The sequence below is a fragment of the Synechococcus sp. O70.1 genome (assembly GCF_047462215.1).
Lineage (GTDB): Bacteria > Cyanobacteriota > Cyanobacteriia > Thermostichales > Thermostichaceae > Thermostichus.
The window spans coordinates 99,665-118,442 of record NZ_JANSIT010000003.1 but is presented as its reverse complement, the minus strand read 5'-3'; the positions used below and the strand labels follow the sequence as shown (position 1 = coordinate 118,442).

Annotated in this window: 21 protein-coding genes; 12 read left to right on the top strand and 9 right to left on the bottom strand. The window is 61.5% G+C overall.

Going from position 1 to position 18,778, the window contains the following annotated elements:
- Positions 1-78 precede the first annotated feature (78 nt).
- Positions 79-789, top strand: coding sequence for a ribulose-phosphate 3-epimerase (gene rpe, locus NW833_RS02725; RefSeq protein WP_414393314.1), 711 nt, complete (start codon positions 79-81; stop codon positions 787-789).
- Between the two features lie 67 nt (positions 790-856).
- Here rpe and NW833_RS02720 read toward each other — a convergent pair whose 3' ends face one another.
- Entirely contained in the window at positions 857-1,543 is a 687-nt protein-coding gene (locus tag NW833_RS02720; RefSeq protein WP_414411464.1) for a hypothetical protein, read from the bottom strand.
- A 293-nt stretch (positions 1,544-1,836) separates the two neighbouring features.
- On the opposite strand from NW833_RS02720, the gene miaA reads away from it, so the two are divergent.
- Positions 1,837-2,799 carry a tRNA (adenosine(37)-N6)-dimethylallyltransferase MiaA gene (gene miaA, locus NW833_RS02715; RefSeq protein WP_414411463.1) on the top strand — a complete coding sequence of 321 codons (963 nt, stop codon included), beginning with the start codon at positions 1,837-1,839 and terminating at the stop codon, positions 2,797-2,799.
- Here miaA and menD read toward each other — a convergent pair.
- Positions 2,723-4,531: a 2-succinyl-5-enolpyruvyl-6-hydroxy-3-cyclohexene-1-carboxylic-acid synthase gene (menD, locus tag NW833_RS02710; RefSeq protein ID WP_414411462.1), complete on the bottom strand. Its 1,809-nt coding sequence runs from the start codon at positions 4,529-4,531 to the stop codon at positions 2,723-2,725. The genes miaA and menD overlap by 77 nt on opposite strands.
- A gap of 203 nt (positions 4,532-4,734) precedes the next feature.
- Between menD and NW833_RS02705 the strand changes: the two genes are divergently transcribed.
- Positions 4,735-4,977, top strand: a complete 243-nt coding sequence (locus NW833_RS02705; protein WP_414393306.1) for a hypothetical protein — start codon at positions 4,735-4,737, stop codon at positions 4,975-4,977.
- 110 nt (positions 4,978-5,087) lie between these two features.
- On the opposite strand, the gene NW833_RS02700 is transcribed toward NW833_RS02705, so the two are convergent.
- From NW833_RS02700 to NW833_RS02670, 7 genes are all read right to left on the bottom strand, one after another.
- A complete protein-coding gene (locus NW833_RS02700) occupies positions 5,088-5,630 on the bottom strand; it encodes a fasciclin domain-containing protein (protein ID WP_414411461.1) in 543 nt (180 codons plus the stop codon).
- A gap of 96 nt (positions 5,631-5,726) precedes the next feature.
- On the bottom strand, positions 5,727-6,539 hold the full coding sequence (locus NW833_RS02695; RefSeq protein WP_414411460.1) for a hypothetical protein: 813 nt from the start codon (positions 6,537-6,539) through the stop codon (positions 5,727-5,729).
- Positions 6,540-6,557: 18 nt separating this feature from the next.
- On the bottom strand, positions 6,558-7,088 hold the full coding sequence (gene purE, locus NW833_RS02690) for a 5-(carboxyamino)imidazole ribonucleotide mutase (protein WP_414405382.1): 531 nt from the start codon (positions 7,086-7,088) through the stop codon (positions 6,558-6,560).
- Entirely contained in the window at positions 7,058-8,152 is a 1,095-nt protein-coding gene (locus NW833_RS02685; protein WP_414411459.1) for an L-threonylcarbamoyladenylate synthase, read from the bottom strand. The genes purE and NW833_RS02685 overlap by 31 nt, the downstream gene beginning before the upstream one ends.
- A 71-nt stretch (positions 8,153-8,223) precedes the next feature.
- A complete protein-coding gene (locus tag NW833_RS02680) occupies positions 8,224-9,561 on the bottom strand; it encodes a dihydroorotase (protein ID WP_414411458.1) in 1,338 nt (445 codons plus the stop codon).
- 10 nt (positions 9,562-9,571) lie between these two features.
- On the bottom strand, positions 9,572-10,930 hold the full coding sequence (locus NW833_RS02675; protein ID WP_414393296.1) for a histidine phosphatase family protein: 1,359 nt from the start codon (positions 10,928-10,930) through the stop codon (positions 9,572-9,574).
- 92 nt (positions 10,931-11,022) lie between these two features.
- Positions 11,023-11,817: a class I SAM-dependent methyltransferase gene (locus NW833_RS02670; RefSeq protein WP_414393294.1), complete on the bottom strand. Its 795-nt coding sequence runs from the start codon at positions 11,815-11,817 to the stop codon at positions 11,023-11,025.
- Between the two features lie 28 nt (positions 11,818-11,845).
- Between NW833_RS02670 and NW833_RS02665 the strand changes: the two genes are divergently transcribed.
- From NW833_RS02665 to NW833_RS02625, 9 genes are all read left to right on the top strand, one after another.
- Positions 11,846-12,061 carry a hypothetical protein gene (locus NW833_RS02665; protein WP_414405379.1) on the top strand — a complete coding sequence of 72 codons (216 nt, stop codon included), beginning with the start codon at positions 11,846-11,848 and terminating at the stop codon, positions 12,059-12,061.
- 112 nt (positions 12,062-12,173) lie between these two features.
- On the top strand, positions 12,174-13,589 hold the full coding sequence (locus tag NW833_RS02660) for an ABC transporter substrate-binding protein (RefSeq protein ID WP_414411457.1): 1,416 nt from the start codon (positions 12,174-12,176) through the stop codon (positions 13,587-13,589).
- A gap of 61 nt (positions 13,590-13,650) precedes the next feature.
- Positions 13,651-14,466, top strand: coding sequence for a tryptophan synthase subunit alpha (trpA, locus tag NW833_RS02655; protein ID WP_414393288.1), 816 nt, complete (start codon positions 13,651-13,653; stop codon positions 14,464-14,466).
- Positions 14,467-14,858: 392 nt separating this feature from the next.
- A complete protein-coding gene (locus tag NW833_RS02650) occupies positions 14,859-15,377 on the top strand; it encodes a phycocyanin subunit beta (protein ID WP_414393286.1) in 519 nt (172 codons plus the stop codon).
- Between the two features lie 119 nt (positions 15,378-15,496).
- On the top strand, positions 15,497-15,985 hold the full coding sequence (locus NW833_RS02645; RefSeq protein WP_414359365.1) for a phycocyanin subunit alpha: 489 nt from the start codon (positions 15,497-15,499) through the stop codon (positions 15,983-15,985).
- A gap of 220 nt (positions 15,986-16,205) precedes the next feature.
- Positions 16,206-16,451 carry a phycobilisome linker polypeptide gene (locus NW833_RS02640; protein ID WP_414393284.1) on the top strand — a complete coding sequence of 82 codons (246 nt, stop codon included), beginning with the start codon at positions 16,206-16,208 and terminating at the stop codon, positions 16,449-16,451.
- Positions 16,452-16,515: 64 nt separating this feature from the next.
- Entirely contained in the window at positions 16,516-17,307 is a 792-nt protein-coding gene (locus tag NW833_RS02635) for a HEAT repeat domain-containing protein (RefSeq protein ID WP_414411456.1), read from the top strand.
- Between the two features lie 43 nt (positions 17,308-17,350).
- Positions 17,351-17,992, top strand: coding sequence for a HEAT repeat domain-containing protein (locus NW833_RS02630; RefSeq protein ID WP_414393280.1), 642 nt, complete (start codon positions 17,351-17,353; stop codon positions 17,990-17,992).
- A 42-nt stretch (positions 17,993-18,034) separates the two neighbouring features.
- On the top strand, positions 18,035-18,760 hold the full coding sequence (locus NW833_RS02625) for a phycobilisome rod-core linker polypeptide (protein ID WP_414393278.1): 726 nt from the start codon (positions 18,035-18,037) through the stop codon (positions 18,758-18,760).
- The last annotated feature ends 18 nt before the right edge of the window (positions 18,761-18,778 follow it).

Genomic DNA, 18,778 nt, shown 5'->3' with positions numbered 1-18,778 from the left:
CTTTGCAAAGGGGATCAAACTCCGTACCATAGAGGAGCAGGCTCCCCTGTTTTGCGGTTTACACCTTGGGTACTCACCATGACTCAGCCCTCAGCAGCCTCTGGGCAAAAGCCGATCGTTGTCGCCCCTTCTATTCTTTCAGCCGATTTTAGCCGCTTGGGGGAAGAAGTGCGGGCAGTGGACGAGGCAGGGGCCGACTGGATCCACGTAGATGTGATGGATGGCCGCTTTGTGCCCAACATCACCATCGGCCCGCTGGTGGTGGAAGCGCTGCGCCCGGTTACGGCCAAGCCTCTGGATGTCCACCTGATGATTGTGGAGCCGGAGAAATATGTGGCCGACTTTGCCAAGGCGGGGGCCGACATCATCTCCGTTCACGCCGAGTCCAGCTCCACCATCCACCTGCACCGCACCCTCAGCCAAATCAAGGATCTGGGCAAACAGGCAGGTGTGGTGCTCAACCCGGCCAGCCCTCTGGAGCTGATTCAGTACGTGCTGGATCTGGTGGACCTGGTGTTGATCATGAGCGTCAACCCTGGCTTTGGCGGCCAGAGCTTCATCTCGGCGGTGGTTCCCAAGATTCGCCAGTTACGGGCCCTGTGCGACGAGCGGGGCTTGGATCCCTGGATCGAGGTGGATGGCGGCATCAAGGCCAGCAACGCCTGGCAGGTCATCGAGGCGGGGGCCAATGCCCTAGTGGCGGGCTCAGCCGTATTCAAGGCCAAGGACTACGGGGAAGCCATTCGCGCCATTCGCCACAGCCGCCGCCCCGAGCTGGTGACGGTTTAGGGCTTTCTTCCCGTAGGCCGGCAACGCCGCAAGCAGCCTCAGCTCAAGCCCTAGCCCGCGCAAAGCTTTAGCGCAGAGCGGCCGTCTTCTTCTGGGCAGCGGCAGGGGAGGCACCTGCTTCAGCTTGACCTAGGCAGTGAGGAGGCGCAGAGGGGGGAACAAGCGGCTGAGGCGAGGTAGGGCTGAAAAAAACCTGGCAGAAGGGCAGGCGGCTGTTGCGCTGAATGTCGGCAAGGTAAGGGGGAGGGATGGTGCCCCAGTAGGCCCTTAGGACATGCTGGTCGGGATCCTCTGGCAGCACCTGGTAGTGCAACATTAGGCGGTTATCGGGAAACCAGGCGCGAACAAGCCTTTGCAGTTGCCTGAAATTGAAGCCTGGCTCTTCCGGATTGTAAATGAGGTGCATCCCCACTAGCCGCCCGCCCATGAAGTAGGCCTCTACATAAAACCCACGAGCATAGAGGGGGGGCTCTGAGGGATCCCGCGACGAAGGGGCATCCGGCGGATAGAGGGCCTCACCGCCCGGTCGCAGTTGCCAGCGGCTCCAGCGGGGATCCTCTCGGTCGCTGGAAATAGTCTCCCAGTTGTTGGCGTGGGCGTAGTCTAAGAAGCGCTCCTCCACCATGCCTAGATAAAGCATCTCCATCTGCAAGGAGGGTCGGGCCCGCGTTTGCAACAAGGGCAGAGTGCGCACTTCTCCTTGCTTGAGCACCAAAACTTCCGCCAGGGCTGGACAAGGTTTCCACGCCAGCAACGCCGCTAGGACCCCTGCCCCAACTGCCCAGCCCAGGTAGCCGAGACCAGGCTTGACCCAGGCAAGCAGCCATGGGGCTGGCCTCGGGAGCTGGAGAGACAGCCTAAGCTGAGTGTCCAACCCAACAAAAGCTGGAACGTAAGATGAGATCACCGCAATTTCAAAGAGCCCAAAGCTGTTAGGAAGTCTATTCTAGCCACAGAGCTAAAGCCTTTTAGAAATTTTGTTGCCTTGCATCAATTTTTGCAGGTTCTGAATGTCTGCCACCCAGTGCAACAAGTAACACCCTCGGCATGGTAACTCCAGGGCTAATTGTTATCGCCGGCCCCACCGCCACTGGCAAGTCACGTCAGGCGTTGCTGCTGGCTCGGCGGCTGGGATCCCCTCTGCTGAATGCCGACTCTCGCCAGGTCTACCGGGAGTTCGACATCGGCACTGCCAAGCCTACCCCCGCTGAGCGGGCCCTCTGGCCGCACGAGTTGATGGACTTTGTGGATCCCCGCCACACCTACACCGTGGCCGAGTTTCAGCAGGCGGCCCAGTCGCGCATTGCCGAGGCCCATCGGCAGGGACAGACTCCCATTCTGGTAGGGGGGACGGGGCTCTACATCCAATCCATTACTGCAGGGTTGGGGATCCCGGCAGTTCCGCCGCAGCCCGAGTTGCGCGCTCAACTAGAGACGTGGCCGCCCGAGATCCGCTACGCCTGGCTGCAGCAGTTGGATCCCGTTGCCGCCGAGCACATCCATCCCCATGACACGGTGCGCACCCTGCGGGCTTTGGAGATCATCTACACCACCGGCAAGCCAGCTTCCCGCCTGAGGCAGGCCCATCCTCCCAGCTACCCCATCCTCATCTTGGGGCTGCGCTGCCCAATGCCCCGTCTGGAACAACGCATTGCTCGGCGCACGGCAGAAATGCTGGCAGCAGGCTGGATTGAGGAGGTGAAAACGCTGCGGGAGCGCTACGGGCCAGACCTGCCCCTCTTACAAACCTTGGGCTACGCGGAGATTGGCGCCTACCTAGAAGGGCGGATCCCAGAAGCAGAGCTGCAGCCTTTGATTGTGCGGCGCACCCGCCAGTTTGCCAAGCGGCAGATGACCTGGTTTCGGGCCATGCCAGGGATCCAATGGCTGGATTGCGAGGCCGAGGATCTGCCGGAGCAAATCTGGAGCCGGGTTACGGCGTGGATGGCCGCTCAGACCAGCGCTGAAACCAGTCCTGCCGTCGCTGCGCGTCCGCCCGCCGATCCGTAAGGATCTCCAACACCCGCACCCCCTGGGTCGGCAAGGGATCCAAGGCTTGGGCCAGCTCCTCCCAGGTCTCTATCCGCCGGTGGGGGATGCCATGGGCCTGGCAGAGGAGGGCAAAATCCACGGCCTGGGGGGTGGCAAAGTAGGGCTCAAAGGGAGGGTTGGGCTCCTGGCGACCCGCCTTGGCAATGGGCAAGAGCTCAAAGATACCGCCCCCCTGGTTGTTGATGAGAAGAATCGTCAGGGATCCCTGAAGGCATTGGGCAAGACGCAGGCCACCGCAGTCGTGCAAAAAGGCCAGATCCCCGGTCAGCACCACCGTCGGGCGCTGGCGATGGGCCACCCCAAAGGCGGTCGAGAGGATGCCGTCGATGCCGTTGGTGCCGCGGTTAAAGTAAGGCCGGATGCGGCGGTCGTTGGGTGGCCAAAACCACTCCACATCCCGCACCGGTGTGCTGTTGGCAATAAATAGCGGCGTCTCCGGCGGCAGGTGATGGGCCAGCCACCAGGCAATCTTGCCTTCAAACCACTCCGGCAGAGCTGCCAGCAGCCGATCCAGCTCAACCCGAGCTTTTGCTTCCGCCTGCAGCCAGGCTTGCAGAAAAGCGGTTGTTTTGGCTTTGCCTACTGGGATCCCTGCCGCCACCTCCTCCACGGCAAAGGGCAAGTGGGTCGTGGAGTTGTGGAGGGGATCGGCGTTCTGGGGTCGGGGATCGAGTAGCCAGGTGCGGGGTCGGGCTTGGGCCAGGGCTTGCCGCAGGGCCTTGCTGGTGGGCAAGGGTCCCAGTTGGATGACCTGCTCCGGCCAAAGATGGGGCTGCTCTCCCTGGAGGAGAAAATCGTAGGTGGTGATGAGGTAGGGGTTAAGGGAAGCGTAGTTGCGCAGGGGGGAAAGGCCTTCTGCCAACACCGGCCAGCCCAGGGCTAGGGCCAGACGGGCCACTGCCTCAGCGTAGGCGCGGGGATCCGCCGCTTGGGCCGGCCCTGCCAAGATCGCTCCCCGCTCACAGCTGCACCACTCCTGCCAAAAGGAAGCCCTCTCCATCTGAGGACTGCCCCGCAGCGCCTGGCAGGAAGATCCGGCCGGAGCAACCCCCCGAAAAAAGCTCTTCTCGAACTCCGGATTTTTCTGCCAACGGGCCAGGGGCGCGGTGCTGCTGTCAGCAATGGGAGCCAAGGGCTCCCGCAAAGGCACGTTGAGGTGCACTGGACCCGGGAAAGGGTAGAGGGCACGCTCCCAGGCGTGAATGACGGTCTGGCGCAGGTAGGCCAGAGCTTCTAGGTCGGCGCTGGGCAGGGCTAGCTCCGCCTGCCAGTTGGGGTAGTGGCCGTAGAGCTTCACCTGGTCGATGGTCTGCCCGGCGCGGCAGTGGCGCAGCTCCGGCGGCCGATCCGCCGTCAAAACCAGAAGTGGCCAACCACTTTCTGCCGCCTCGATGAGAGCGGGGAAAAAATGGGCGCCGGCGCTGCCAGAGGTACACACTAGCGGGATGGGCTGCCGCAGCTGCTGGGCCAAGCCAAGGGCAAAGAAGGCCGCCGACCGCTCATCCAGCACCGGAATGGCCTCGATCTCAGGGTGCTGCGCCAGAGCATAGGTGAGGGGGGCAGAGCGGGATCCCGGACACACCACCGCCACCCGACAGCCCAGCCGGCTCAAGGTCTCGGCCAAAACGGATCCCCAGAGGGTGTTGAGGTTGCGCCAGTCCAGCCGTTGAGGGCAAGGCGTGTCAGCCATTCCAGCCACAAGAGGTAGCGGGAAAGAACCCAAAATGGGCACATCCTGTTACTGTAGGCCCATCGACCACCCCGGGGAAGCCCCCTCTCCTATCCACCGCTTGTTATGGCCTCCTGCCGACAGGAGGAGCCGGAGGTTGGTCAAGTTTCTCGAAGGGGGGAATAATGTTTATCGACCTTTGCTGCAGCCAAGCAGGAGCGCCCATGCCCAGAAAACCCGATGGCTACCTCGTTCACATCATGCTGGAAGGGGGTCAGACCCTGCAGGTACGGGTCAAGGAAGCCAGAGAATACACAGAGCTGATCAACCAACTGATGGTGGGTGGGGACGAGTTCATCACCTTGCCCAAGCAAATGGACAATGAGTACATGATCGTGCGTCCCCAGCGGGTGGCCGGTGTGTCGGTGGAGGCAATCTACAACTCCAGCGTTGGTATTGACTTGTAGGAATCCCAAGAGCCAAGCCAGGGATCGCGCCTGAAGCCCCCAGCCTTGAAGCTGGGGGTGCTAGGAAGGCTTTCTACAGACTTAGATTTAGGATTGCAAGGCCGAGAAGACTATTTCTCCGGTGGCAGGAGGACTTTGTCAATGACGTGGATAACGCCGTTGGAGGCTTTGAGATCGGGGGTTGCCACCTTGGCGTCGTTGACCCGGATCCCATCCTTGATAGAGATCTCCACCGGCACTTCAGCAAGGGTAGTCACCTTACCGGCCTCTAGATTTTGAGAGAGAAGCTCGCCAGACACGACATGGTAGCTGAGCACTCGCTTCAATTTCTCCTTGTTTTCTGGCTTGAGCAAGTCGTCTAGCGTGCCTTTCGGCAGGGCCGCAAAGGCTTCATCAGTAGGGGCAAAAACGGTGAAGGGGCCCTCCTCAGAGAGCGTCTTCACCAGGTCAGCAGCCTCCAGGGCTTTGAGCAAGGTGGTGAAGGAGCCAGCCTCAGTGGCAACATCCACAATGGTTTTGGCTTTTTGGGCAGGAGCCGCAGTCTTCGCGCTTGCAGGCGCTGGGCTAGGGCTGCTGGCATGGACTCCAGGAGCCACAGCCAACACTGTGGCCGAGGCAACGGCTAAAGAGAGCGTGAAGAGCTTGCGAACCATGGAATGTAACCCTCCGTAAAGAGTAGGTTTACACTCTTTACGACGGACAGCCTCTGGCTCGAGTTCCTTACTTCCCGTGGTGGAGCTGCTAGCTGTTTAGGCGTTGCCTCTGCGGCTTGCCGAGGGATCGCCGCCGCTTTCAGCTGGGTTGGGACTGGTCAAATCGTTAAGGCGGCGCAGGATTCCCCATCCCTGCAGGGCTTCCAAGAGGGCCTCCCGCACAACGGCCACGGTTTCTTGGTCAAGGGCCAGGCGCAGATAATCCACTGCCAGCCGAGTTTGTTCGGGATCCAGATGGGGCAGGCGGCTCTGCAGCCGGCGTACCCCCAGCAGCCGCCTGTAGGGATCGGGGGAAGCAATGTCGCTAAGATCCCGCTCCCATTGAGAACGCTGCCGCTCTTGCCGGCGGCTGAGCCACTCCCAAAACAGCAGTGACAGCAAGGCAAAGGTGGCTAGCCCCTGCACAATGGCGCCCGTGGCCAGCCAGCGCTGGTTGGCTTCTGCCCAGATTGAGACCACAAGGTAGGTGCCGAGGGTGGCGGCTGCCCCACCAGTAACGGCTAGCAAAAGGGAGCGGTCAGCTTGGCGAAACCAAGCCTGCCACTCCTGCCAGCGGCGGCTAAACTCAGGGCTGCAAGCCGCGTACACCCCTAGCATCACCCCAGTGCCCACTGCTAGGGAAAGGGCCAGGCGCCAGTGCCAAAAGGCTAGCCCCGCCAACGCCAAGCCTGACACCGCCAAAACCCGCCCCTGCGATTCCCCCAGCAGCCACCCCGCCGCTTGAGCTCCCCTTTCCTCTGCCCCTTTCTGAACCCGCTGAAGATACTCCTGCCAGGATCCCTGGCCAGAAGAGGGGCGACTGGATCCCTTCTTCACCGCCGGCAACTCTCCCAACTTTTTCTTCGCCAAGACAGGTCAACGCTTTAATTATGCTCTGTCGGCAGATCGGAGATAGGCTTTCCACCCCTGAGCTTGCAACTGGGCATTTTTCTCCTGCACAGCCTGCTTGAGGTTTTCCCGGTAGGCAAGCACCCGCTGCAGCAGTTCAGGATCCCCGCTGGCTAGGATCTGCACCGCCAAGAGACCGGCGTTATAGCCGTTGCCAATGGCTACGGTAGCCACGGGGATCCCCTTGGGCATCTGCACTATCGAATACAGGGAGTCCAGCCCCTGCAGGGATTGGCTGAACACCGGCACCCCGATGACTGGCAGAGGGGTAAGGGAGGCTACCATCCCCGGCAGATGGGCCGCCCCGCCAGCGCCGGCGATGATGACGCGGATGCCGCGGGTGTGGGCACTGCGGGCAAACTCCACCATTGCTTCGGGGGTGCGGTGAGCGCTGAGGATCTGGAGGAGATAGGGGATCCCAAACTCCTCGCACACCTGAGCGGCGGGGGCCAAGGTGGGCAGATCCGAATCGCTGCCCATCACGATGGCGACAAGAGGGGAGTCTTCCATGGCTTGCTGGCCCGTCGTAGCCGATCCATAATCGCATAGCCCAGCCCTGTCAAAACCGGGGGGGGCTCAGCCAGCAGCAGGGTGGCTGCCCCTTCGTCCAAGCGGCGCAGGCTGGCAAAGAGAGCCCGCGCTGCCGCAGTGGGATCCGGCCCCAGGCATTCAAAGGTCAGCGCAACTCCCGCCCAGTGGTGGGCAAAGCTCTCCGCCAGCGCCTGGGCATCGGCTGAGAAACTGAGGACGCCCAGGTGGGCATGTTCAGCTGTCTCCTGCCGCAACCGCTGCCACTCCTCAGGGCGGAGCTGGTCAAAGGCAACGGGCAACAACCAGAGGGGCTTGGTGGGGGCGTAGTGGCTGCTGAGCCCTCCCGGTGCTTCGGGCCTTAGGTTGCTGTCCGGTGCAGTCTGGAGGGGCAGGCCGAGATGAGCTTCCAGCACTTCCCGCGGGATCCCGCCAGGGCGCAACAGCGTGGGCGTGCCGTCAGGGCTGAGCTTAAGCACGGTCGATTCCAAACCCACGCTGCACTCTCCTCCGTCCAAAATGTAGGGGATCCGCCCCGCCAACTCGGCATAGACAGCCTGAGCTGAGGTGGGGCTAAGGCGGCCAAAGCGGTTGGCGCTGGGGGCAGCTAGAGGCACCTGAACTGCCTGCAGCAAAGCCTGGGCCACGGGGTGGGCAGGCATCCGCAGCGCCACTGTAGGCAAGCCACTGGTGACGAGATCCAGCACCCGGGGTCCCTTGGGCAGCACCAGCGTCAGCGGGCCCGGCCAGAAGGTGTCGACAAGGGATCCCAGCCGAGCGCGGGCGGCGGCAGTAAAAGCCGACAGATCCACCAGCTCCCCGTCCAGCGCCTCAAGGCAGACCCCAGCGGGCAGGTGCAGAATCAGGGGATCGAAACGGGGGCGCTCCTTGACGGCAAAGATGGTGGCCACTGCCTGTTCGTTGAAGCCGTGGCCCGCCAGGCCGTACACCGTCTCCGTAGGCATGGCTACCAGTTGACCCTGCCGCAGGGCTTCAGCGGCTAGGGCAAGGTGCTCGGGGGTGGGGGGAAGAATCTGCGTTGGCATTGGGCAAGCTGGGGATCCCCTTCCTACCTCCATTGTCAAGCCAGGGGGAGGGCAATGTCTCCTTCTGCAGCTCAGCGCTTGCTCTCTTCCTCCACGTGGGTGTGCAGCACCCTGCCGCGTAGGGTCTTGCCCAGCCAGGGAGTGGCCTGCGAGTGGGAGCGGAGCGTGGCTGCCGAAACTGTCCAGGTATGGGTTGGATCAAAGAGCACCCAATCGCTTCCGGGCTCCAGGCTGGGCGGCTCCAACCCCAGGCAGCGGGCCGGGTAGAGGCTAAGGGCCGACCAGAGCTGTAGCGCCGTCAGCGCTCCCGTCTCCACCAAGTTCTGCCACAGCAGCGGCAGGGCCAGCTCCAGGCCCATGGCCCCAGGGGGTGCGTCGGCAAAGGGCAGGGTCTTCTCCTCGTAGGTGTAGGGGGCATGATCGACGGCAATGCCCAGGCTACCGCTGCGGATCCCGGCAATGAGGGCCTCCCGGTCGGCGGCACGGGGAAGAGGAGGCAGTAGGCGCAAGTTGGGATCGTAGCCGCGCTCGAAGACAGCTTCCTCAGACAGGAGGAGGTGCATCCAGGTGGTACTGGCGGTAACCGGCAGCCCCTCTGCCTGCGCCTGCTGGATAAGCTCCAGGCTGCGGGCCTGGCTGAGGCGCATCACATGCACTGGCGGCGGCGAGGGAACGCTGCGCAGCACTTCCAGGAGGCGGGCTAGGGCGGCGGTCTCGGCACTGGCTGGGATGCCCTTTAGCCCCAGGCGCAGAGCCCATACCCCCTCGTAGAGACTGCCCGAACCACCTAGGGTGGGATCCCAGGCCCAAACCAGCAGGGGCTTGTTCCAGGGCCGCAAGTACTCCAGAGCTTGTCGCACCAGGGCCAGGGAGCGCAGCGACTCTGCTCCCCCAAGCCGGGCCACAAAGCCAATGGCTCCAGCGCGGGCCAGCTCTCCCCAAGGGCTGGGAGCTTCTTCCCGGCCACCCAAGCTCAAGGCAGCCCAGGGCAGCCAGCGAGGATCCCCAGGCCGGCGACGATAGCGACCTAGCTGCTCTGGCTGATCCAGCACGGGAAAGGCTGCCGTCCCCGCAAGAGGAGTGGGCAGCAGGCCAACTTGGGTAAAGCCGCCTGCCCGCGCCGCTGCTGCCAAGGAAGTGAGAGTCTCGCGGCCAGCGGAGAGGCCATTGTCTTCCAGCTCGCCACTAGAGGTGTACAAATCGATCAGGCCTGGGCCCAGCACCCAGCCGGCGGCGTCCAGACGTGGGATCTTGGCGGGGGGGATTGCCGTTGCCTCGACAAGCAGGAGGCGGCCCCGACGTAGCCAAACGTCAGCCACGCCATCGCGCTGGCGGCAGGGATCCAACAGGCGTACCCCTTGGAGGCAAATGTCTGGCAAACCCAGGTCGGCAAGGAGAGGGGATCCCATCTCTTACCCCCTAGAGAGCGCCCGCCGTGGTGCAGTCGAAAATCTGGCCGGACAGGTGGGTGGTGAGGTTGAGCACTCTTAAGACTGGGGCACCCTCCTTTCCTTCCGGGTAGTCGATGACGGTAATGCCGCCATTGCCTTGCTTGAAGATCCAAAAGGCATGGGGAGAAAGGTCGAACAACTGGCAGATGATGGCTTTGTTGATGGCATCATGGGCTACCACCACTGCCGTACCTTCAGGAAACTGAGCAGCAGTAGTGGCCAAAATTTCTTCCCAGGCTGAGCGGGTGCGGGCCCAAACTTGGTAGAGATTTTCCCCGTTGGGCATCTGCACGGCCGCAGGATCCCGCTGCCAGCGCTCCAGCTCGCCGGGGTATTGGGCCTCCACCTCGCTCTGCAGCTTGCCCTCCCAGTCGCCGTGGCAGATTTCTTGCAGCTCCACCATTGGACGCAGAATGAGGTTGGGGTGGTAGCGGCAAATGGCATCAGCAGTAGCCCAGGGCCGCTTGAGGGGGCTGGAAAAGGCTAGATTCAGCGGCTGATCCGCCAGAAATTCGGCTACCTTGGCTGCCTGCTCCTCGCCGGTGGCGTTGAGGGGGATATCCCGCTGCCCCTGGAAGCGTTGCTCCCGGTTCCACTGCGTCTCTCCATGGCGCACCAGCAGAATGCGCATCCCCTGCTTGCGCTGGGGCAGGGATTGGCCCAGATGGGCGGTGATGTTCCAGGATTCCAGTTGGGGTGGCCCCCCCAGGCCCTGGGGAAAGTTGAGGACGCTAATGGCACAGTTGTTTTGCCCCAGGCGGTGGTAGTGGACTGGCCCCAAGCCAATGGCCGTGCTGACCAGGGCACGGTTGAGGCCGCTGTGGCCGACGATAAGAACGTTGAGGGGATGCTTAGGATCCTTCCCTCGCTCTGAGCGGGGATCCGCCTGCACCTGCTCAGCCAACTGTTGCCAAAAGCCCTGGGCTTGCTGCCAGAGATCCCGCACCGGAAAGCGTCCCCCTAGCTCCAGCTCCTCGGGATGGTACCGCCATCGGGAGTACTCTTCTGGGTACTTTTCCTTCACCTCGGCAAAGGTCAGGCCTTCCCACTCCGTTAGGTCAATCTCCCGCAGCTGCTCGCTAATCAACAAAGGGACCCCCGCTCGCTCCTTGAGAAGAATGTGGGCAGTGTCGAGGGCGCGGGAGAGAGGGCTAGAGTAGACGTAATCCAAAGGGATCCCGGTCAGGGCCTCAGCTAGCCGTTGCGCCTGCGCTTCTCCACTGGGGGTGAGGCGAGAGAGATCGGAGCGACCTTGGATGCGATTTTCGACGTTGAAGGTGCTCTCACCGTGGCGCACAAGCAGGATGCGCAGGGCAGGCTGAGCCATCGTTTGCACCGGTTGAACTCGAGAACACCTTACTAGAGTATCGCCTAGAGCCCTGCTGTGGGGTTTGGCTGGCCTCCCTAGAGATGAGCCGCTCACAAAGGGGTAAGCCGCGCTAGGAAAGCCCCCTCCGCCTCCTGGTAGAGAATTTGTCCTTGCCAGCCGTTGGCGTGGGCATAGTGCAGCAGGGTTTCCGGGTCCACAAAAAGCCAGGGGAAAGGATCCCCGCGCCGGCCGTTGTACTCAGCCACAAAGTTCACTACCTTGGTTTCTGCTTTCCCCCCCTCTAAGTCCCTAGGAACGGTCGGCTCTGGATCCTGCAGCAGATCCTCCAGACGCGCCGAGTCGCCCTCTTCGCTGAAGTCGCTGAGCTCGGTAGAGTCCACAAGCAACTGGCCGGTGGGCTGAATCCAATGGCGAGCCCGGCACAAAAAACGCTCCAACCCCTCTAGGGATCCCAGGAGGCCAGCGCCGTTCATCAGCAATAGCAGCGTGTCGAAGGGCTCTTCCGGCCCTGCCCAGTGGAAAAGATCGGCAGCAATGCGGCAGCGCACTCCCCGTTCGGCCATGATCTGCAACGCCACGGGCGAGCGATCCAAGGCAGCCACGGCCAATCCTTCCTCCTGCAGCAGCAGGCTGTGGCGGCCCGTGCCGGCGCCGATGTCCAGCACCCGACCGCGACAGAGATCCAAAGCCATGGCCTCCACCTCCGGCAGCTCTTGGGTGAAGAACACCTCGGGGGAGACCACCTGGGGCTCTTCCGCCAACGGGATCCCCTCCAGGCCGTAGGCATGCAAGAGCAGGGATCCCTTGGCCTGGCCTCGGTGCCAGTCCCATAGGGCTTGCTCTAAGGGATCCTGAAGTGGGTAATTCTCGACAGCCTTTATCATGGAAGGGGAAAGCTAAACCATTGACCCGATGGCCATCGTCGCCTTTCTTTACGGTGCCGCTATCGTCCTTTTGCTGATTGCAGCAGTGGTTTGGGCAACATCTCGGCAGTTCAATGTGGAGACCGAGACGCAGATCGGCACCTCGCCAGAAGAGCCCTCCGAGACCTCATCCGTTCCCATTTCCATTGTGGAGCAGCTAGAGCGCCAATACCGCAACAGCCCTTCCTACCGTCCCCACCCTTAAGTTATTCTTCGAGAAGCCTCTGAAAGTCCCTGAAAAGACGGGTTTTTGAGGATCCCTGAGGGCGCGATCAGTGTCTTTGCTGGCCGAAGGTCGGCGTTTTCTTCCCTGAATCATGGTTGTCAAGTCTCCGCCACCCATTGTCTACATCGTCCTGGGTCTATTGCTACTCTGGGGCGGTCATCGTGCTTGGCGGGCGGGCTATGTTCGCTGGCCGGAACGCATTTCTCTACCGCCAGTATCGCTGCCAGGGTTGAGGGGTGGAGCACAAGATCTGCTCCTGACCAGCGGCGAGCGCACCTTGTTTGCCGATAGCAGCCCCACGGCCACGGCAGCGGCGGAGCTATTGCGCCAAGGTAACCTCAGCGCGGCCATCTCGGTGTTGGAGATGGGTCTGCAAAGCAACCGCAACGACCCAGAAGCTCGCATTTTCTTGAACAACGCCCGCGCCCAGCAGCAGGGCAGTCCCTTGAGCCTGGCGGTGGTGGTGCCCATCTCCAGCAACCCCAACCGCGCCAAAGAGACCCTGCGCGGGGTGGCGCAAGCTCAGGAGGAGCTTTTCCAACAGGGGGGAATCGGAGGACGGCTGCTGCGGGTAGTGATTGCCGACGATGGCGATAACCCTGAGCGAGCAGCAGCGGTGGCCAAAGCCCTGGTGGCGCAGCCTGAGATCTTGGGGGTGATTGGCCATAACACCAGCGATGCCACCCTGGCTGCGGCCGAGGTTTATCAGCCTGCCGGCTTGGCCATGATCTCCTCCACCTCCACCAGCACTCGCATCAGCATGCTGGGGGATGCCATTTTTCGCACCGTGCCCTCGGATCAAGTGGCCGGCACGCAACTGGCCCGTTATGCTCTCAACACGTTGCGGTTGCAAAGGGTGGCCATCTTCTACAACCCCAACAGCGCTTATAGTACCAGCCTGCGGGACGCCTTTGCCTCCACCCTGACCAGCGAAGGGGGCATCGTGCTGGCGGAGTTCGACTTATCGGCGTCGGACTTCAACCCCCAGGCCAGCCTGCAAAGGGCCGTCGGCCAAGGAGCCCAGGTAGCTTTTTTAGCTCCCACGGCTTCCGTAGCCGAAAAAGCCCTGGCCGTAGCCCGCGAGAACGCTGTAGCTGGTAAGCCCCTTGCTCTTCTGGGCGGCGATGTGCTCTTCAGCCTCACCACATTGCAAGAAGGGGGAGCAGCGGTAGAGGGCTTGGTGGTGGCGGTACCCTGGCATCCCCAGGTGCCGCGCAGCCGCGAGTTTGCCCAGAAGGCAGCCCAGCTCTGGGGAGGGCAGGTGAGCTGGCGCACCGCTCTGGCTTATGATGCCACCCGGGTTTTCTTGCAAGCTTTCAGCCAAGGAGCCACCAGCCGCAACGCTGTGCTGGCCCGTTTGCAGGATCCCAACTTCCTCCTCCAGGACGGGGCTTCGGGAGAGGTGCGCTTTTTGCCCTCCGGCGACCGCAATGCTCCCTATGTGCTGGTGCGGGTTGAGCCCGGCAACCGCTCCGGTACCGGCTACGATTTCGTGCCTCTCCCCTAGGGATCCCGGCAGGCGCTACAGTGGGGGATGCTCTCAATCTCCTCAGAATCGAATGGATCCCATGCCCACTCGGATCACAGCCTGCTTTCAGGCGCTGCGCAGCCGCGGCGAAAAAGCCCTCATCCCCTACCTCACCGCCGGGGATCCCAACTTGGAAACCACCTTTGAGGCTTTGCAGGTTCTGGATCAGAGCGGCGCCGATCTTATCGAGCTGGGGGTGCCCTACTCGGATCCCCTGGCCGATGGGCCGGTGATCCAAGCAGCAGCTAGCCGTGCTCTCCGGCGGGGCGTGACCTTGGGCGCCATTTTGCAGGGGTTGCAGGGCCTCTCGCTGCAGGCCCCTCTCATCCTCTTTACCTACTATAACCCCATCTACCAGCTCGGCATTCCCACCTTTGTGCAGCAGCTGCGCCGGGCCGGCTGTGCCGGCTTAGTCGTCCCCGACCTACCCCTAGAAGAGGCTGAACCCCTGCGGGAAGCGACGCAGGCAGAGGGGATCGACCTCATCTTACTGGTGGCCCCCACCAGCCCCCCTGAGCGCATGAGGCGCATCGCCCAACACTCCAGCGGCTTTGTCTACCTGGTCAGCACCACCGGCGTTACCGGCGAGCGATCCACTCTGGAGCAGCGGCTCCCTGCCTTGCTGCAGCAGTTGCGCCAATCCACCTCCCTGCCGATTGGGGTGGGCTTCGGCATCTCTACCCCCGAGCAAGCCCGCCAGATCGCCCTCTGGGGAGCAGATGCAGCCATTGTTGGCAGCGCCTTTGTGCAGCGGCTGACCAGAGCTCCCACCCCTGCCCAGGGGCTGCAACAGATTGCCTACTTCTGCCGCGATCTCAAGGCTGCCCTGCAAGGAGTGGGAACTCTGCACCTTTGACGGCTGCAGCCGGAGCCCTCAAAGGGAATGAAACAAATATTTACATCCTTTTAGCCCCCTGCCGGCCAATTCCCTGCTCGCTGGACTCTAGAACTGGAAGCTCGGCAGCCGACTAGACCTTTCGGTGTCGGCTTGTTTGTAAATCTTCACAAAATCCTCATCGCTCCCGCGCTATAAAATTGACCTGGATGCTCGGCTGTCTGAAGGTTGCAGGAGTTCTCGACCGATCTCAAACTCTGGGGCTTCAGTGGGGGAGTTTCAAGCAACCTCCACGGTATCCCCGGTTTTTGGGAAGCAGATTCCGCATCCAGCAAGGCTCGGTAGCTGGCTTTTGAGAGGATCAGCCAGTCGCTCATCCTTGACTTTGGAAAAAAACAAAAAGGAGATCCATTATGCAAGACGCCTTTACCCGGGTGATTACTCAGGCAGATGCACGTGGGGCTTTTCTAAGCGAACAAGACTTTGCTCGTTTGGAAGCTTTGGTGGCAGAAGGCAACAAGCGCCTGGATGCCGTCAATCGCATGACCAGCAACGCTGCTCAAATTGTGGTCAACGCAGCCCGTTCTCTGTTTGCCCAGGAGCCAGATCTCATTGCTCCTGGTGGTAACGCCTACACTAACCGTCGCATGGCTGCTTGCCTGCGCGACCTTGAGATTATCCTGCGCTACATTACCTATGCCACCTTGGCAGGGGACAGCTCAGTGCTGGAAGATCGCTGCCTGAACGGTCTGCGAGAAACTTACATTGCCCTGGGGGTGCCCACCAGCTCCATGGCCAATGCCATTGCGGCCATGAAGAGGGAAGCCCTGGCCAAGATTATGGATCCAAACGGCATCACCCCTGGCGACTGCTCAGCAATCCAAAGCGAAGTGGCCAGCTACTTCGATAAGGCGGCTGCTGCCATTCTGTAAGGTATCTCGGTTTTCGGCGAGGGTCAGTTTCTTTCATAGCCAGCCGAGATCTAACGGGGCAGTAAAGGAGCTGCCTGTTGGTTGCTTTTACTAACAGTCAACGTATTGAGGAGTTGCAAATGAAAACCGTTATCACCGAAGCAATTGCCGCTGCTGACAATCAAGGGCGCTTTCTCAACGCCAGCGAGCTGCAGGCGGTGAGCGGTCGCTACCAGCGGGCTGCTGCCTCCCTAGAAGCGGCTCGGGTGTTGACCCAGAACCAGCAGACGCTGGTGCGCGAAGCGGTGCAGGAAGTGTTCAAGCGCTTCCCCTACTTGAGCCAGCCGGGTGAAATGGGGCATGGCGAGGTCTTCCAGGCCAAGTGTGCCCGTGACATCGGCTACTACCTGCGCTTTATCACCTACTCGCTGGTTGCCGGTGGCACTGGTCCTCTCGATGAATACCTGGTGGCCGGTCTGCGGGAAGTGAACCGCGCTTTTAACCTTTCCCCCAGCTGGTACATTGTGGCTCTGCAACACATGAAGAGCCGTGCTCTGGGCATGCTGAAGGGCCAAGCGGCCAATGAAGCTGCCATCTACTTCGATTACGCCATCAACGCCCTTAGCTAGGGGAGGCTAAGCTAGGCCTCCTTAGGCAGGAGGGCAATTCCTTCTAGCAGTTTGCCTGGCAGGCAGCAGCCTGGAGAAAGCCGGGTTGCTTGCCTGCAGGCTCAAGCCAGAGGGAAGGCATTCCTAAACTTGCTGCAAAGCAGCTTGATAGCCCTTTGGAAAAGCTCCTTTTTGCCCATGCGACTTTGATAAGCGGGAGTGTTAACAGCGGGGGAAAGCCATGTTTGGTCAAAGCACCAGCAGCCCGGAAGCTCTAACGGAAGCCGGTAGCCGGGTTTACAAGATTGAGTACACTGGCCTCCTTAACCCGCCCGATGCCCTGACCACCTCAGCGAAGGTACGCCGCAGCACTGCTACGCTTACAGTTCCCTACAGCCGGCTGTCTGCTGAGATGCAGCGCATTCTCCGGATGGGTGGCAAGGTTCTCCGGGTTACTCCTCTTACGGGATCTCCTACTTCCCAGTGAAGGATCTGGCTGCGCTGGAGCGTGGCTCTGGGCAAGCAGTCGTTGAGAGAGCTGCCCTAGTTACATGAACGGTTCGGCAACAGCTCGCATAGCCTCCAACACGGCGGTGCTGCCCCAGCAGCTTACCTGGGAGCAAGCAATAGCTTGGCTGCAAGGAGACGATCCGCAGGATCGCTACTATGCAGCCTGGTACCTGGGCACGACTCGCGAGGCGCGGGCAGTGGAGCCTTTGCTATTGGCGCTGCAGGACGAGCGGGATCGCACAGCGTTGGGAGGCTATCCGCTGCGGCGCAGTGCCGCTAAAGCTCTAGGGCAGATTGGCGATGTCCGGGCGGTACCTGGGCTAATTGAGGCGCTTAGCTGTAGCGATTTGCTGGTGCGAGAGGAGGCGGCCTACGCTCTAGCCCAGTTGGGAGACAGGCGAGCGGTGCAGCCTCTTTTAGCTTTGTTAAGGTCGCAAGAGGAGCAGCCTTGGGAGGCTTTCATTGAGGCGCTGGGCCACCTCAACGCCACAGAAGCGGAAGCGGCCATTCGGCCCTTCTTAGATCACCCCTCAGAAAGAGTGCGCTCGGCAGCAGCTTGGGTACTCTATCGCTTTACTCAAGCGGAGGAGCTGACCCAGATTTTGGTGGCGCTGCTAGCCCACCCTAACTTTAGCTTGCGCCAGGCGGCCCTCTTTGATCTGGCTGAATCGGGCTGGCTGGCGGGGGCATCCCTGCTGGCAACCGCCAACGTAGCCCTCAACCTGCGCCTCAATGCTTTAAAGCGGCTGTTTGACGTGGCCTTGCAGTTGGGGTGGGTGCCGCCAGATCAGGTGGCAGCGGCAATTATCCCCCAGCTGGACAAGCTGTTTTAGACCTGGAACCTCTAACCTTACTACCTTAGCTTCTAGGCTGGTCATGTCCTCTTCATCAGCTGCACAAGGGCTTCCTCCTGCTGTGGCCCAACTGGCTACCCAGCTGGAGCAGGCCACTTCAGAGGCAGAGCTGCTGGGGGTGGTGCGAGCCCTGGGATCCCTAGGACAGGTAGAAGGGATCCCCCTGCTCATTCGCGCTTTTGGCTTCAACCGTCCTGCTGTAGGGGAGGCGGCTCTGGAGGAGGTGCTGCGCTTTGGAGAAGCGGCAGTACAGCCCTTGCTGGCCAACATTGACGGCTTTGACTACGGGGCGCGGGCCTACTCGGTGCGAGCTTTAGCCCGCATTGGCCATGGGGATGCCTACCCCTTTTTGGTCGAGGCCATTGTGGCCGATTTTGCCCCCAGCGTGCGGCGGGCAGCAACGCGCGGGCTGGGACGGGTGGCTGCCCAGCGACCCCTGTCCGATCAAGAGCAAGCTTTGCAGCTACTGCGGCAATGCCTGGGGGATGCCGATTGGGGAGTGCGCTATGCCGCCGTTGCAGCCCTAACGGATCTAGCCCGCCTGGGAGAACTTTCTCTGCGAGCTGCTGCCGAGGCAGCCCTTCAGATAGCTTTGCAGGATGCGGATCCTCTGATCCCTCTCCGCGCTCGCCTAAGCCAGCAGGAACTGGCTAGGGAGGCGTAGGCTCTTTTCTTTGTTGTTTGTTTCTTGTTAGGAGCACAGCCTATGTCTCTTCCGTTGATTGCCGATCGCCCCACTACGCAAAACGAGCGGGTAAACCGCTACTTTGTACCCAGCGACGAAACTCCGCCCGTCTACCGCCCCGATGACCCGGCGGGCATTGAGAATGTTATCCGCGCCGCCTACCGCCAAATCTTCAGCGAGCACCTGATGCTGGAGAGCTACCGGCAGAAAGCGCTGGAATCCCAGCTGCGCAATGGAGCAATTTCGGTAAAAGAGTTTATCCGGGGCCTGGGCAAGTCGGAGGTCTACCGCGACTTGGTCATGGTTCCCAACGACAACTACCGCTTCGTTGAGATCACCTTCCAGCGCTTCCTGGGTCGGCCCACCTACAGCCAAATGGAGCGCATCAAGTACTCCATCATTCTGGCCACCCGCGGCCTAGACGGCTTTATCGACGCCATTGTCGATAGCGAGGAGTACGACGCTGCTTTTGGGGACGATGTGGTGCCCTACCAGCGCCGCCGCCTTTCGGAGAAACCAACCAACTTGGTTACCCCCCGCTACGGAGCCCGTTGGCGGGATATCTCCGGCGTGAGGCCCTCGGCTCGGGAGGTGGTGCGCACCTATCGGGTTGTTCGCTTGCCTAAGCCCGGCGATCCGGAGAACTTCCTCAACATGGCTCGCATGCTCAATCCCAAGCCGGCAGCGCGGCAAAACATTAGCGTCTTCGATCTAAAGATTCCCGACATGACCACCAACCGTCGCTAGCCCTAGACAAGCTCTCTA

What these genes read in the sequence shown, in the direction of transcription:
- miaA (WP_414411463.1), top strand. Translation starts at nt 1,837, where the DNA reads ATGGTAACTCCAGGGCTAATTGTTATCGCCGGCCCCACCGCCACTGGC.
- NW833_RS02685 (WP_414411459.1), bottom strand. Translation starts at nt 8,152, where the DNA reads ATGCCAACGCAGATTCTTCCCCCCACCCCCGAGCACCTTGCCCTAGCC.
- NW833_RS02630 (WP_414393280.1), top strand. Translation starts at nt 17,351, where the DNA reads ATGTCCTCTTCATCAGCTGCACAAGGGCTTCCTCCTGCTGTGGCCCAA.
- trpA (WP_414393288.1), top strand. Translation starts at nt 13,651, where the DNA reads ATGCCCACTCGGATCACAGCCTGCTTTCAGGCGCTGCGCAGCCGCGGC.
- NW833_RS02670 (WP_414393294.1), bottom strand. Translation starts at nt 11,817, where the DNA reads ATGATAAAGGCTGTCGAGAATTACCCACTTCAGGATCCCTTAGAGCAA.
- NW833_RS02705 (WP_414393306.1), top strand. Translation starts at nt 4,735, where the DNA reads ATGCCCAGAAAACCCGATGGCTACCTCGTTCACATCATGCTGGAAGGG.
- NW833_RS02650 (WP_414393286.1), top strand. Translation starts at nt 14,859, where the DNA reads ATGCAAGACGCCTTTACCCGGGTGATTACTCAGGCAGATGCACGTGGG.
- purE (WP_414405382.1), bottom strand. Translation starts at nt 7,088, where the DNA reads ATGGAAGACTCCCCTCTTGTCGCCATCGTGATGGGCAGCGATTCGGAT.
- NW833_RS02660 (WP_414411457.1), top strand. Translation starts at nt 12,174, where the DNA reads ATGGTTGTCAAGTCTCCGCCACCCATTGTCTACATCGTCCTGGGTCTA.
- NW833_RS02635 (WP_414411456.1), top strand. Translation starts at nt 16,516, where the DNA reads ATGAACGGTTCGGCAACAGCTCGCATAGCCTCCAACACGGCGGTGCTG.
- NW833_RS02640 (WP_414393284.1), top strand. Translation starts at nt 16,206, where the DNA reads ATGTTTGGTCAAAGCACCAGCAGCCCGGAAGCTCTAACGGAAGCCGGT.
- NW833_RS02645 (WP_414359365.1), top strand. Translation starts at nt 15,497, where the DNA reads ATGAAAACCGTTATCACCGAAGCAATTGCCGCTGCTGACAATCAAGGG.
- NW833_RS02675 (WP_414393296.1), bottom strand. Translation starts at nt 10,930, where the DNA reads ATGGCTCAGCCTGCCCTGCGCATCCTGCTTGTGCGCCACGGTGAGAGC.
- menD (WP_414411462.1), bottom strand. Translation starts at nt 4,531, where the DNA reads ATGGCTGACACGCCTTGCCCTCAACGGCTGGACTGGCGCAACCTCAAC.
- NW833_RS02625 (WP_414393278.1), top strand. Translation starts at nt 18,035, where the DNA reads ATGTCTCTTCCGTTGATTGCCGATCGCCCCACTACGCAAAACGAGCGG.
- NW833_RS02700 (WP_414411461.1), bottom strand. Translation starts at nt 5,630, where the DNA reads ATGGTTCGCAAGCTCTTCACGCTCTCTTTAGCCGTTGCCTCGGCCACA.
- NW833_RS02665 (WP_414405379.1), top strand. Translation starts at nt 11,846, where the DNA reads ATGGCCATCGTCGCCTTTCTTTACGGTGCCGCTATCGTCCTTTTGCTG.
- rpe (WP_414393314.1), top strand. Translation starts at nt 79, where the DNA reads ATGACTCAGCCCTCAGCAGCCTCTGGGCAAAAGCCGATCGTTGTCGCC.
- NW833_RS02680 (WP_414411458.1), bottom strand. Translation starts at nt 9,561, where the DNA reads ATGGGATCCCCTCTCCTTGCCGACCTGGGTTTGCCAGACATTTGCCTC.